11 protein-coding genes are annotated in these 13,575 nt (G+C 37.9%); 7 read left to right on the top strand and 4 right to left on the bottom strand.

The window, feature by feature from the left end:
* Nucleotides 1–890: 890 nt before the first annotated feature.
* Nucleotides 891–2,105 carry an ATP-grasp domain-containing protein gene (locus ACOVQ4_RS02885; protein WP_421819158.1) on the top strand — a complete coding sequence of 405 codons (1,215 nt, stop codon included), beginning with the start codon at nt 891–893 and terminating at the stop codon, nt 2,103–2,105.
* A 69-nt stretch (nt 2,106–2,174) separates the two neighbouring features.
* On the opposite strand, the gene ACOVQ4_RS02880 is transcribed toward ACOVQ4_RS02885, so the two are convergent.
* The 3 genes from ACOVQ4_RS02880 to ACOVQ4_RS02870 form a co-directional block, all read right to left on the bottom strand.
* On the bottom strand, nt 2,175–2,921 hold the full coding sequence (locus ACOVQ4_RS02880; protein ID WP_421819157.1) for a DUF5672 family protein: 747 nt from the start codon (nt 2,919–2,921) through the stop codon (nt 2,175–2,177).
* A gap of 130 nt (nt 2,922–3,051) precedes the next feature.
* Nucleotides 3,052–4,032 carry a glycosyltransferase family 2 protein gene (locus tag ACOVQ4_RS02875; protein ID WP_421819156.1) on the bottom strand — a complete coding sequence of 327 codons (981 nt, stop codon included), beginning with the start codon at nt 4,030–4,032 and terminating at the stop codon, nt 3,052–3,054.
* Between the two features lie 209 nt (nt 4,033–4,241).
* Nucleotides 4,242–4,796, bottom strand: coding sequence for a hypothetical protein (locus tag ACOVQ4_RS02870; protein WP_421819155.1), 555 nt, complete (start codon nt 4,794–4,796; stop codon nt 4,242–4,244).
* A gap of 200 nt (nt 4,797–4,996) precedes the next feature.
* Here ACOVQ4_RS02870 and ACOVQ4_RS02865 point away from each other — a divergent pair, with 200 nt between their 5' ends.
* Nucleotides 4,997–5,386 carry a MerC domain-containing protein gene (locus ACOVQ4_RS02865; protein WP_421819154.1) on the top strand — a complete coding sequence of 130 codons (390 nt, stop codon included), beginning with the start codon at nt 4,997–4,999 and terminating at the stop codon, nt 5,384–5,386.
* Entirely contained in the window at nt 5,362–6,567 is a 1,206-nt protein-coding gene (locus ACOVQ4_RS02860) for a GTP-binding protein (RefSeq protein ID WP_421819153.1), read from the top strand. Before ACOVQ4_RS02865 ends, ACOVQ4_RS02860 begins: the two co-directional genes overlap by 25 nt.
* A gap of 187 nt (nt 6,568–6,754) precedes the next feature.
* Here ACOVQ4_RS02860 and ACOVQ4_RS02855 read toward each other — a convergent pair whose 3' ends face one another.
* Nucleotides 6,755–7,831: an alpha/beta hydrolase gene (locus ACOVQ4_RS02855; protein WP_421819152.1), complete on the bottom strand. Its 1,077-nt coding sequence runs from the start codon at nt 7,829–7,831 to the stop codon at nt 6,755–6,757.
* A 980-nt stretch (nt 7,832–8,811) separates the two neighbouring features.
* Here ACOVQ4_RS02855 and ACOVQ4_RS02850 point away from each other — a divergent pair.
* The 4 genes from ACOVQ4_RS02850 to ACOVQ4_RS02835 all read left to right on the top strand — a co-directional run bounded on the left by ACOVQ4_RS02850 (nt 8,812) and on the right by ACOVQ4_RS02835 (nt 13,426).
* Nucleotides 8,812–9,453 (top strand): ABC transporter ATP-binding protein, encoded by a 642-nt coding sequence (locus ACOVQ4_RS02850; protein ID WP_283345242.1) that lies wholly within the window; start codon nt 8,812–8,814, stop codon nt 9,451–9,453.
* Between the two features lie 43 nt (nt 9,454–9,496).
* Entirely contained in the window at nt 9,497–10,753 is a 1,257-nt protein-coding gene (locus ACOVQ4_RS02845; RefSeq protein WP_421819151.1) for an ABC transporter permease, read from the top strand.
* A gap of 327 nt (nt 10,754–11,080) precedes the next feature.
* Nucleotides 11,081–11,473 carry a DUF3299 domain-containing protein gene (locus ACOVQ4_RS02840; RefSeq protein WP_421819159.1) on the top strand — a complete coding sequence of 131 codons (393 nt, stop codon included), beginning with the start codon at nt 11,081–11,083 and terminating at the stop codon, nt 11,471–11,473.
* A gap of 378 nt (nt 11,474–11,851) precedes the next feature.
* Nucleotides 11,852–13,426, top strand: coding sequence for a glycerol-3-phosphate dehydrogenase/oxidase (locus ACOVQ4_RS02835; protein WP_421819150.1), 1,575 nt, complete (start codon nt 11,852–11,854; stop codon nt 13,424–13,426).
* The last annotated feature ends 149 nt before the right edge of the window (nt 13,427–13,575 follow it).

Genomic DNA, 13,575 nt, shown 5'->3' with positions numbered 1-13,575 from the left:
AGGCAACAGGCAAAGAGGCATAAGGCAAAGAGTGTTTAATAGTTTTGAAATACACTCATTGATAGCTGTTGATTAACAATATTTATTCACAAGGCAACAGGCAAAGAGGCACAAGGCAAAGAGTGTTTAATTTAACTGCTAGTTCAAGACTTAGTCTTGGGCTAGTTTTTATTAGTTTTGAAATACACCATTGATAGCTTTTGATTAACAATATTTATTCACAAGGCAACAGGCAAAGAGGCATAAGGCAAAGAGTGTTTAATTTAACTGCTAGTTCAAGACTTAGTCTTGGGCTAGTTTTTATTAGTTTTGAAATACATCATTAATAGTTTTTGATTAACAATATTTATTCACAAGGCAACAGGCAAAGAGGCATAAGGCAAAGAGTGTTTTTAAATGTATTAAAAAACCACTGGCATGCTTTTTTCCAAAGCCCATCTCCGAAAGTCGTTAGCTGAAAGCGCAATCTTAAATTTTATTTTACGTTAGTTAGTAAGTATGAATTATGAATGTAAAGTTTTTATTATCAATATCTTATAATTGAAGTTTAATTTTGAGCTTTCAGGTATCGGCTTTCGGCAAAAACATATCTGTAGTTACTAAAAAACATATTTAAACTCTTTGCCTTGTGCCTGTTGCCTAGTGCCTAAACACATAACTTAAATCTAGTTCTGCACGATTACTTACTAACTTATTACCAAAATATTTTCCCTTCTGTTTTTCTTCCAATCCCATCTTTTTTGCTATATTTAAGAAAGGTATCAAAGGCTTTAATCCATAAAGTCGTGTTGTAGCATAGCATTGAGACTTTCTAACACTTTTAGTTCTGATATCTTTTGGTAGTGTACCTTCAAGACACTCTAATCAAAACTGATATAGCCCTTTACTTTATGACAAAAGAAATAACCTTTTTGTGTATCTCAACCTATTTCAAAGGCAATGAGTTTTTGCGTGCCTGCAAGCAAGCAGGAAATAGGGTTTTTTTGTTAACTAATAAAAAACTCGAACATAGACCATGGGCACGCGAAGCCGTCGATGAGTTTTTTTATGTAGAAGAAAAACCAGATGGAAGTATCGATATTCAAGAAATTATTCTTGGTTTGGGCTATGCAATGCGCTCCCGAAAAATAGACCGTATAGTTGCACTCGATGACTTTGATGTGGAAAAGGCTGCTCATTTGCGAGAGCATTTTCGTATACCGGGTATGGGACAAACCACGGGTCGATTGTTTAGAGACAAGTTGGCGATGCGAATGAAAGCAGAGGAAGCAGGAATTAACGTGCCACAATTTTCATCTTTATTCAACGATAATGATGTATTTGAATTTACTCAAAAAGTACAATTCCCTTGTGTAGTCAAACCTCGCTCGGAAGCTTCGGCTACGGGGATTCGTAAAGTCCATAACTCAGAACAACTGTGGGAGGTAGTGCATTATTTAGGCGAGCGCCGTCCTGAATATCTGGTCGAGCAGTTCCGCCCCGGTGACGTTTACCATGTAGATTCTTTGACAGTGGGTGGTCAACCAATTTTTACACGTTGTAGTCGTTATTTGTCTACTCCGATGGAAGTGGCGCATGGAGGAGGGGTATTTCGTTCTATGACTGTGGAGGTTGGCTCGGAGGAGGATTTAGCCCTAAAAGAAATGAACGAGCAGGTATTGAAAGCCTTCGGAATGAAATTTAGTGCTAGTCATACCGAGTTTATTCGTGACCATGAAACAGGGAAGTTTATTTTCTTAGAAACTGCTTCTAGAGTTGGAGGTGCACACTTGGCCGAAATGGTAGAAGCTGCTACAGGTATCAATTTATGGCGAGAATGGGCCAATATCGAAACAGCTATGGCTCGTAATCTGGAATATACCTTGCCCGAAGTACAAAATATGTACGCAGGTATCTTGATTTCGCTGACACGTCAACGATATACCGACCCCATGATTTTTGATGACCCCGAGGTTTGTTGGCGTATGGACGAAGAATTTCACGTAGGTGTAATCGTCAAGTCCGAGTCGCAAGAGCGGGTAAAAGAGCTTTTGGATAAATATGCACAAGTGGTATTTGATGGCTACCACGCGTCAGCACCAGTACCCGATAAGCCAACAAATTAAAAAGCTGTAAGCATTAAGCTGTAGGCTATAAGCACAGCTTAATGCTTATAGCCTACAGCTTATTGCCTTTTACATATATTTTTCCCAAAATCCATAATCATATTTTTCCCAAGCGTGACAGCCGAAGGGAAGTTGTTGGTTATTGAGTTGATAGCAGAGTTGGGGATGTTGTTCAAAACCAAATTGTAGCGCTTGTTGCCAATTGGGAAGTTTTAACAATGGTCTGTATGGACGAAGCTGAATAAAGTGAAGCGAAAACAAACCATCTTCATTTGAAATCCATTCCTTTTTAAAAAACTTCAAAATCTTTAAGAAACGAATCATAGCTTTGACTCTTCTCAAAGAAAAACCTCCATTCATGAAAATTCTACGGAATTGATGATAATTCCCTGGAAGTTTGTCTCCAATTTTCCAACGTTCAGGTTCGATATGTGGTGAGCCTACATAATCAAAACCTGCATTACACCACTCGGTTAGTTGATCACTAAATATAAAAGCATCCAACTGATAAATCAGCATATATTCATAAGCCAAAAATGCTTCATAAAAATGGACAGTCGTTAGCAAAGCGTTATAGCCTTCTATGCCTTTGAAATATTTATCCTCAAAATTTTGAAATTGAATAGCAGCATGAAATTGCTTCAAATGCTCCAAATCCAAAGATTCAGGTTTGATAATGACGATAGGATAATGCCCCAAAATTTTGATACATTGTTCAAAGGACTTTTGCTCAAACGGTGTCATCTCAGATTTATACATCGGTATCACGACTGCAACCTGATTTTTATGTGAAATAGCTTTTATATGTTTGGACATTGTGTTGCTGGTTAAGTTGATAAAATTAAGAGTGAACAGGCACAAAGCGAACAGGCACAAAGTGTAAAGTATGTGTTATGTATATAGGGTAAAACACTTTGTGCCTTAATGCCTTTTTTACTTTGTCCCTTCATTCTATCATATCTCCCAATAAAGTTTTCCACCAATGTTTTTGAGGGTCGTAATATTTACCTGCCAAAAACTTGAACGCAATAGGGAATATTCTTAACAAACGATTTTCAGGTAATTCAAGTCTAAATTTGACAAAATCCCGATGTGATTCCAGTTTGGCAAATTGACTGGCAGGTACTTCTGGATAATGTTGTTTGAGCAAAGCCAAGGTAGACTCCAAACGATGCAATTCCTCCTGAATAGGAAGTAGTTTTTCGGCTCTAGGTCTCGAAAAACGTTGTTTGAAGCTAACAGCTTCGCCACCACCACCAAACCCAACTTGTTGGGCACTATGACGACGATACAAAATCAGTTCTTCATTAACAAAACCAATCTGATTTTTGAGCGCTAATGATATGGACATCCACGCATCATGAATCAGGTCTTTTACCGAAGTAGGAAAAGGTAGCATATTACCCAAAGCACTTTTGCGTAGCGCCACTGTTGCTCCTGTTACCACATATCCTTTATACAAAATCTGAGCAGCGCCACCTGCTTGCCAGATTTTTTGCATAGTATCATCAAACATAACTTCCTGCCAGATATGTCCTGTTATGCGCTCCGATTTTTCATCCATCATACCAGCATTGCTGAACACCATTTGTTGCTGGGGATTTTTTTCGAGATAATCTACTAATTTTTCAACCTTTTCGGGCATCCAAAAGTCATCTTGGTCGCATAAGAAAATAATCTCGCCTTGGCATAATTGAAGGCATCTCTCAAAGTTTTTGGTTGAGCCTAGTTGTGACTCATTTCTGTTGAAATATATCGGAAAGGGAGCTTTGTCTTGAAAAGCTTTAACTATATCAGCAGTTGCGTCGGTAGAGCGGTCGTCGCAAATTACGATTTCATTGACCGAGCGAGTTTGGTTCAGAATACTTTCTAATTGTTCACCTAGATATTTGGCACCATTGTAGGTGCAAAGCGCTACTGAAATCATCGAGATTGGTTGGTATATGAGCTATTACAACTCTTTTATAAATTACCGAAAAACTTAGTTTTAAGAGTTATAAGCATAAAAAAATCTGCAAAAACACACAAATATAGAGGTTTTTGCAGATTCGATACTAGGAGGTATAGGTACAAAGCGCTGATAAAATGGATGAAATACCAAAAGTATTTTATCAACACTATATTTTACTAGGCAAATTATTTGATTGTCACATTGAATTGTGCATCAAAATCTGTGCTTCCTTTAGCTGTACCATCTTTGATTGGTACACCGTTTTGTGGAGGTTGGTGATACAAAACAACTCTCAGAGTACCTGTTCCTGCATTGGTAGTCACAGCCGAAGCTTTTAGACCCACTTCCAGATTTCTATTGTCTTTATCTGTACGAGTAATAGTCAACAAATTACTTGGTGTTGGCGTGTACACAAACAGGTGTTCAAAATTTTCCTCCTCGATTTCGGTTGTAATATCTTCTACAGGGCTTTTACTTTCGTCCAATACTTGCACAGTTACGCTATAGGTTTTATTAGCATCTAGGCTGATATTGTCTACTACAGGAGCATTTCCACCTATGCCATCTAAATCTTTGAAAGAGAATGTTTTAGTAACTCCATCGGCCGTAAAATTGAGCTTTAAGGTAGTAAGGTTTTCACTATCCTGAACAGGATCTGGCTCATCTTTTTTACAACTACTAGCAGAGAGAACTGTGGCAGCTAAGGCCAAAAAAGCGATTGATTTACGTAAATTTTTCATAAATGAGTGTATTAAAAAAGGACTACGAATGTCAGTTGGAATAAATGGTAATTTGAGAGTGCCTGACAAAGTGTTTTGTTGATTTTTGTTTAGTTGAATTAATGCAATAATGTTGCAAATATAAAAACATATTTTAAATATTCGCAATAATGTTGCAAAAATGAATTTTCATAGTTTATATTTGCAACAATGTTGCATTTATGGAAAATTATAGAAAGAATACTTTTGATTATGTAGGGATTATTAGTTCGGGTATATGTCTCATACATTGCATGCTGATGCCGATTTTGCTTTTGTTTAAATGGGAGTTTCAGTTGGAGAGCTTGGGCTTTGCGCATCATCCTTTTTGGGATTATTTATTTATAGGATTGGGCTTGATAGCCGTTTGGATGAGTTCACACAAACATACGCCCAAGGGGATTCGAATAGGGCTTTGGGGGGCTTATATCGTTTTTGGGTGGGCTTTACTTTACGAAGATCAAGTATGGTTTGCGCAGTATTTGGGGTGGATTGCCTCCTTAGGGCTGATTACGACGCATTATTTTAACATAAAATTTTGTAAAAAATGTCAAATAGAAAATTGCCAGTGACAGTATTGAGTGGCTTTTTAGGAGCTGGGAAAACCTCTTTGCTCAATCACGTTTTACATAATAAAGAAGGCTTGAAAGTAGCAGTTATTGTCAACGATATGAGCGAGGTGAATATCGATGCTCAGTTGGTCAAACAAGAAAATGTACTTTCAAGGACGGAAGAAAAATTGGTCGAAATGTCCAATGGATGTATCTGTTGTACACTTCGTGAAGACTTGATGGTAGAAGTTGAAAAACTCGCCAAAGATCAGCGTTTTGATTATTTGCTCATAGAGTCCACGGGTATATCGGAGCCTTTACCTGTGGCTCAAACGTTTTCATACATTGATGAAAACAGCGGAATAGACCTTTCTCGTTTTGCCCAACTAGACACGATGGTGACGGTGGTTGACTGTTTTAATTTTGCCAAAGACTTTGGTTCAATTGATACAGTCTGGACTCGCGGTCTCAATGACGACGACCCTAACGACCAGCGCACCATCGTAAACCTATTAACAGATCAGATAGAATTTGCCAATGTTATAGTTTTGAACAAAACGGATTTACTTTCTGCTGCGAGGGTTGCGGAATTAAAAACTATTATTCAAAAACTTAATCCTGAGGCAAAGATTGTCGAATCGACTTTTGGCAAAATTGAAACTTCACATATTCTCAATACAGGGTTGTTTGATTTCGAAAAATCTTCACAATCGGCAGGCTGGATTCAAGAATTAGAAAAACCTAGTCATACGCCCGAAACAGAGGAATATGGTATTAGTTCGTTCGTTTTTAGAGATGCTCGTCCATTTCACCCTGTTCGTTTTTGGAATTATATCAATCAGCATTGGCATGCTGGAATTATTCGCTCTAAGGGTTTATTTTGGCTAGCATCAAGACCAAAAGATGCCTTAAACTGGGGACAAGCGGGTGGCTCGCTTCGAGCAGATTATGCAGGAAAATGGTGGGCAGGCGTACCCAAGTGGGAGCGTTCGTTTTATCCTGCTTGGAAAGACTCAAAAGACGAAATCATGAAGCGTTGGGACGAACGCTTTGGGGACCGAATCAATGAATTAGTAATTATTGGGCAAGATTTAGACAAAGAATTATTGATACAAGAACTGAAAGATTGTCTTTGTACTGAAGAGGAAATCAAACAAATGGAAGCCAAGAAAAAGTTTGAAGACCCATTTCCTGAGTTTTAAGTAATTGTGAATGAGTGATTTGTGGATTAGTGAATATGCGCATGTATTTGTTGTCTAGTTAGTGACTAGGTCTTGAACTCATAATACAAATAACGTCATTATATAAAGGTAGTGTGATGCAAAAAGCCATCTTCCTGTGGGAGATGGCTTTTTTGTTTTATAAAAAAAACACTAAATCACTCAATAGTTAAAAGAATAACCATTCGATGGCTTTAGGGAATTCTTTACCCCATTGCGATTCGTTGTGCTTACCTTCAGGATCCAGAGAAAGGTTAATATCTATCTTCTTATTACCTTGACGTAGCAATGTTTGCTTGAGTTTTTCCACATTTGGAATCATTGAATGTCCTTCGCCACCTCCAGCATACGCATAGATTTTGGTAGGCAAATGACTCAAAAAGTCAATGGCATCAAAGTAGATATTGGGCGAAACCCAAAGAGAAGGCGAGAAAAGCATCAAACGCCCAAAAACCTCTGGATACATCAAACCTGCATAAATACTTACCAATCCACCCAATGAGCTTCCTCCAATCCCTGTAAATTCACGCTCGGTAAGTGTACGGAAATTGGCATCGATATAAGGTTTCAAAGTACGACTAATAAATTGTACATATTTACGACCTTCGCCTTTGCCCAATTTGGGGTTATTGTACGGAGAATACTCTTTGTAGCGGTTTTCGCCACCATGTGCAATAGCTACAATAATCACATCGCCATGACCACGAGATGCCAACACTGCCAATTGTTTGTCGATACCCCAATTCCCAAATGCCGAACCTTCTTGGAAAAGATTTTGGGCATCTTGCAAGTACATGACAGGATATTTTTTGTCAGTTTTGTCATAATCATGGGGCAACAAGATATATACCGCACGTTTGGTATCAAACTGAGGCATATCAAATGAATCAGAAATTAGTCTGATTTCAGGCATCAAATCCTGCTGCAAGTTCGAACCGTCTAAACGCCAGTGTGGCACAAAATCGTGCATGACACCAAGTTTCTTAGTTACAATACGGTTATGAGTGGAGTTTCCAAACTCATCTAGTTCTACCTGATTCCATCCACCTTTGGTGTACTTGTATTCAAGTTTTTCGGGAAGTGGTACAGAGTGTGGGAATTTTAATACATATCGTCCTTCCTCTGTTTTTTTCAAACGAAAATCTTCCTTGTCGGGGAGCCACCCGTTAAAATTGCCAGATATATAAATTGGGCGGTCGTCTTCAACTGGGGTGGTTAGTTCAAAATATAATACGTTGTTACTCATAGCTTTCTACTCAAAAATTGCTGTTCCTCAAAAGTGGACGCAAATTTAGCAAATTAGCTGTTCTATGCTATTCTAAATTTGAAAACTTCTATAATAAATTAGCAAAAACATGCTAAAATTTACCAAAATGACACTTTGAGAAAGGCTTAATTAACAAATGATAACTATACATTAGGGGCTTTTGTATTAGAATACTAAAGCCATTTGTGAGGACTTTCTACTCTAAGGTAAAAAACTTAGAAACAAGACAAAAGCCAAGGTTTAAAGTATCTAACTAATTGCTAGATAATCTTTTATAATTGCATTATAGGCGATGAATAGACAGGGTTATGAGCGAATTAGGAGAAAACGATTCAACCCTATATATTTGATTATAATAACTGTAAAATAGCTACATCATGAAATTCTACAAACCTTCCACTTTCATTTCTACGTTGTTTCCGTTTTCAAAACTGTTTAAAGGAATAAGTCCAAGACTAAGGCTTGAACTAGTAATTTCAAATTTTCTGGAAAAAATAATAGTAAAGAGTAAGATTGAATCAATTTTAGATATGGAGTATTAATAATTTACATTCGTAATTCACCATTCACAATTCTACATTAATACTTAATCGAAAAAGACCGCTTATGCTTAAAGTCATCAAAAACCTCTATTATCATTTGGGAATCCCTGCCGAGATATTGCTAGCCATGTAAAACCTCTTCTTTAAAATATCTTTAAATCCTCTGAATAACCCACAGTTCGGTACGTTTTGACGAGCTTAGTGTTTATATTTGTAATAAAAACTGACTCATTTACAGATAGAAAAATATTGTATTGTGCGAAACGAATGAAGGTATTCGCTTTTGGAGGTAAATAGTATATCCAAGCCGATTACCCGATTCTTATCAGGCAGAATTTTTGCTTGAAAATAGCATTTGATGAAGTACAAAGGCTTATTCGCTCAATGATTTATCAACCCAAAACATATTCATCAACTGTGATAGCTACTCAACAATTAACTTTTGCGTATCCGACTCAACCCAATGTTCCTACGAAGCAATTTACGTTTCCAGATTTCAGCTGTGCTGATAGCGAAACCATGTTGATTTTAGGGAAATCTGGTCGTGGTAAAACTACTTTTTTGCACCTTATGGCGCTTCTGTTGAAGCCAACGGGGGGCTCCATTCAAATTCATAACCAAGAAATAAGCCATTTTGATAGTGCTCAGGCAGCGGCCTTTCGTGCGGCCAATGTGGGTATTATTTATCAAAAACCTCATTTTGTGCATTCGCTGAGCGTGCTAGATAATTTGCTATTGGCTAATTATTTGGCAAACAAGTCTCTGGCAAAAGAAAAGGCACAGCACTTAGCCGAAAGTCTAGGTTTTGCAGACCATCTTGCCAAAAAGACTACCCAATTGTCGCAGGGTGAACAACAACGTGTAAGTATTGCCAGAGCATTGATGAATAATGCTTCGGTAATTTTGGCAGATGAGCCTACATCCAATCTCGATGATGATAACTGCTTGAAAGTAATAGACTTACTAAAAACTCAAACTTCTGAAATAGGGGCAAGTCTTGTGGTAGTAACACACGACCAGCGTCTCAAAGATGTTTTCGAGAAGCACTTGTACTTATAATGAGTTTTGAAAATCAGGCAGTAAATTACAAAATTGACTAACAATGAATTTATTACATATTTCTTGGAAAAACCTAAAAGACAAACCCCTAACCAGTTTCTTGAGTATCTTGTTGATGTCACTTGGGATTGCAATTATCTCTTTGTTGCTCCTTGTGGGAAAACAATTAGAAGAAAAATTTACCCGAAATATTCAAGGCATAGACATGGTATTGGGTGCCAAAGGTAGTCCTTTACAATTGATTTTGGCAGCGGTATATCAAATAGACTCGCCCACAGGCAATATCAATATGGATGAGGCCATGCGTTTTACCCGTAACCCGATGGTACAATCAGCTATTCCGCTTTCGATGGGCGATAGCTACCAAGGATACCGTATTATTGGTACAACTCCGAAATATATCGAGCATTTTCAAGGAGAATTTGAACAAGGAAAAGCATTTGAAAGAGCCTTAGAAATCGTGGTTGGAGCTAAGGTAGCTCGCAATTTGGGACTCAAAGTAGGAGATTCTTTTGCCAGTCAGCATGGCTACGATGGCGAGGGTGATCATCACGACGAAAGTAAGTTCAAAGTGGTTGGGATTCTGAAGCAAAGCAACTCTGTACTTGACCAGGTATTGATAACGCCACTCGAAAGCGTGTGGGCAGTACACGAGCATCACGAAGCGGAAGAGGCTGGAAAAGGAGCTAATGCTTTGAAATTACTTACCGAAGAAGAGCATCATGACGAACAAGGCGAAGAGCATCATGAGGAGGCAAAGGAAATCACGGCGATGCTCGTAAAATTTAGAAATCCAGCTATGGGTATGATGATATCGAGAAGTATCAATGAAAACTCTACCATGCAAACCGCCACACCAGCCATCGAAATGAATCGTTTGTTTGCCTTGATGGGTGTTGGGATTGATACACTGAAGCTGATAGCACTGGTTATCATTATTGTTTCAGGAATAAGTGTATTTGTTTCATTGTATAATTCGTTGAAAGAGCGAAAATATGAAATGGCTTTGATGTTATCGATGGGAGCTAGTCGTACAAAATTATTTTTACTATTATTGTCCGAAGGCTTGATTATCAGCATTATAGGTTATGTGGTGGGCGTATTACTCAGTCGTTTAGGTTTGGGAATTATGGCGCAGAATGTCGAACAAAACTTTCATTATGATTTTAGCGTTTTATCTTTGTTGGTAGAAGAGCTGTGGTTACTTGTAGGAGCTTTGGTAATAGGCTTACTGGCAGCAGCGATACCGTCTTTAGGTATTTATAAAATAGATATTTCGAGAACATTGGCAGATGATTAAGTAAGAGTGCTTATTTAGGCAAGTACATTTTTGAGCTTTGGGCTTTCAGCTAAGGGCATTCGGCAAAACATATTTTATTTTACTAAAAAATAATTTTACACTCTTTGCCTTATGCCTAAAACACCAAACTCAAATCTAAATTCTGCACGATTGCTTATAATTCAGTATCGTTTGTAAAAAGCGAAAATCCTATAGCCAAATTTGAATTTACGATTTCAACACTAAAAACTAAATTTTGTATCAATGAAAAAGAGCTTTCTTTCTTTTGTATTTGCTAGTTTATTGATAAGCACTGGCGTATTGGCTCATGAGCATCCTGCCTTGCGTATGATAGCCCCAGGCGAAAAGCTTACTTGGGAGATTTTGAAGGATGTAGTCTTCAAAAAGAAGTGGTATCCACAAGAATCTATCTATATGTTGTATCCAACGTTTGGCGCATCAGTAAAAAAATTAGAGCATAAGGAAGTTACAATCAAGGGATATGTGATTCCTGTAGACGCAGCAACAAATGTATATGTATTGTCGGCTTTTCCTTATAGTCAATGTTTCTTCTGCGGAGGAGCTGGCCCAGAGTCGGTAATGTCTCTGAAACCTAAAAAAGGCAGTTCGAAGAAATACAAAACAGACGAAATGCATACTTTTACAGGAAAACTAAAACTTAATGCCGACGATATTTACGAAATGAATTATATTCTCGAAGACGCTGAAGTGGTAGAATAATCAAACGGAATATATCTAATTGTTAAATTTATTGTATTTTTCAAGGAGTCTTGCTAAACTAGCAAGACTTTTTTTATCGGCAAATGTTAAGTTAATAAACTTCCTATCATTTGGTAATCGAATGATGAAAATGCTCGAAATAGAACAAATCCTTGTAAAAAAAATCGAGTTTTGAGATTCTTTGTGAACTTATCATGATTTATAAGTATTTTTTAAGTAGCTTGTTTATTTATAGTACTTTATACTCAAAACTATCTCAAATTTTCTTACATGCTCTAAGAAAATAGAGAGATAGATTTATTCTGACGATTTTGAAATTGTAATTTATTTATATTGAAGGCCTCCTCTTCTTTATTTCCCTAATCAAGTTTATAAACAATGAACAGACATTCTCAACTCCAACAGTTACGCCAAACCGAGCAATTTGACCTCTGTATTATAGGGGCAGGTGCCACTGGGGCAGGTATTGCCATAGATGCAGTTCTGCGAGGTTTGAAAGTAGTAATTATTGATAAAAATGACTTTGCGTCTCAGACTTCTTCCAAATCGACCAAACTAATCCACGGTGGGGTGCGATACTTGGAACAGGCTGTAAAAAAATTGGATTGGGAACAATACAAAATGGTAAGAAAGGCTTTGAAGGAACGTGAGATTTTGTTAAAAAATGCACCGCATCTTTCTCGTCCCTTAGCTTTACTTACTCCTTGTTTTAGCTTTATTGAGAGTATTTATTATACCATCGGCCTCAAAATGTATGAGTGGATTGCTGGTTCACAAAATATCTCTTCAAGCGAAAGACTTTCGAAAAAAGAGGCTTTGGAGTTGATTCCTGAACTGAAAAAAAAGCGCCTGAATTCTGCAGTGTTGTATTATGACGGACAGCTCGACGATGCTCGTTATTGTTTGGCCTTGATTCAAACTGCGGTAGAAAAGGGGGCTTTGGCATTTAATTATATTCAAGCGAACAAGTTTGCTAAAAACGAAGATACTGGACGTATCAAAACGCTCCTTGCTCAAGATTTACTTACTGGTGAGGAAGTCCAGATTCATGCAAAAGCATTTGTCAATGCCACCGGACCTTTTGCCGACCATATTCGTAAAATGGCGAATAGCAAAATGAAACCTCGTATCAAGGTAAGTCGTGGCGCTCATATTGTGTTACCTAAAAAATTCCTTCAAGGCGATGCGGCTATCCTAGTTCCCAAAACCGACGACGGACGGGTGATCTTTATGATTCCTTGGCAAGACCATCTTTTGGTGGGAACAACCGACGAAGAAGACCAATTGAGTGAAAACCCAAAACTGGAAGATTACGAGCGTACTTATTTGATAGACTACGTAAATCGCTATTTGGAAACTCCTGTGACTGAAAAGGATGTTACTTCGGGTTTTGCAGGTCAACGCCCTTTGTTGGAGGCAAAGCTTCATTCAGCACTGGATTCTGAAACCAAATCACTTGTGCGCGACCACGAGGTAGAAATTGATAAGCGTTCAAAACTAGTTAGTATCATGGGTGGAAAGTGGACAACCTACCGTTTGATGGCCAAAGATACAGTGGATATGGTACAAGAAAATGTGCTCAAACAACCCATAACGGAGTGTTCTACCGATAAACAAATACTTGTGGGAGGAGATGGCTACCATTTTGATGATTGGAAAGTTCTTGTAAATACCTATCAGGTATCTAGTGAGATAGCACAACATTTGATGAAAAAGTACGGCAGTAATGCAGGAAAGGTACTTCAATTGTCTAATGAAGATGCAGATTTGAAAAGCTTACTAGTAGCAGGACATCCATTTATCAAAGCTGAAGTAGTATATGCTATACGCTACGAAATGGCGTGTACCAAAGAGGATGTACTTCATAGAAGATTGGGGCTGGCTCTCAGAGATGCCGACGCTGCCGCTAAAGCAGAGTGGTATGTGGAGGAGGTATTGAAAGGGGGGATTTAGAGTGAACAGGCACAGAGGCACGAATTGTTTTTAGGGTATAGGGTTTAGTTTTTTCGAAAAAGGTAAAAAAGTGAGGAGATAGGATGTATGAGCATTTTTAGGGTATAGGGGTGAGGGTATAGGGTTTAGTTTTTTCGAAAAAGGTAAAA

This window comes from Flectobacillus sp. (genome assembly GCF_049240685.1).
Classification (GTDB): Bacteria; Bacteroidota; Bacteroidia; order Cytophagales; family Spirosomataceae; genus Flectobacillus.
The sequence above is the reverse complement of the archived record's forward strand: the minus strand, read 5'-3'. Positions and strand labels throughout refer to the sequence as shown.

Coding starts and splice junctions, on each gene's coding strand:
- ACOVQ4_RS02885 (WP_421819158.1), top strand. CDS start 891: ATGACAAAAGAAATAACCTTTTTGTGTATCTCAACCTATTTCAAAGGC.
- ACOVQ4_RS02880 (WP_421819157.1), bottom strand. CDS start 2,921: ATGTCCAAACATATAAAAGCTATTTCACATAAAAATCAGGTTGCAGTC.
- ACOVQ4_RS02875 (WP_421819156.1), bottom strand. CDS start 4,032: ATGATTTCAGTAGCGCTTTGCACCTACAATGGTGCCAAATATCTAGGT.
- ACOVQ4_RS02870 (WP_421819155.1), bottom strand. CDS start 4,796: ATGAAAAATTTACGTAAATCAATCGCTTTTTTGGCCTTAGCTGCCACA.
- ACOVQ4_RS02865 (WP_421819154.1), top strand. CDS start 4,997: ATGGAAAATTATAGAAAGAATACTTTTGATTATGTAGGGATTATTAGT.
- ACOVQ4_RS02860 (WP_421819153.1), top strand. CDS start 5,362: ATGTCAAATAGAAAATTGCCAGTGACAGTATTGAGTGGCTTTTTAGGA.
- ACOVQ4_RS02855 (WP_421819152.1), bottom strand. CDS start 7,831: ATGAGTAACAACGTATTATATTTTGAACTAACCACCCCAGTTGAAGAC.
- ACOVQ4_RS02845 (WP_421819151.1), top strand. CDS start 9,497: ATGAATTTATTACATATTTCTTGGAAAAACCTAAAAGACAAACCCCTA.
- ACOVQ4_RS02840 (WP_421819159.1), top strand. CDS start 11,081: ATGATAGCCCCAGGCGAAAAGCTTACTTGGGAGATTTTGAAGGATGTA.
- ACOVQ4_RS02835 (WP_421819150.1), top strand. CDS start 11,852: ATGAACAGACATTCTCAACTCCAACAGTTACGCCAAACCGAGCAATTT.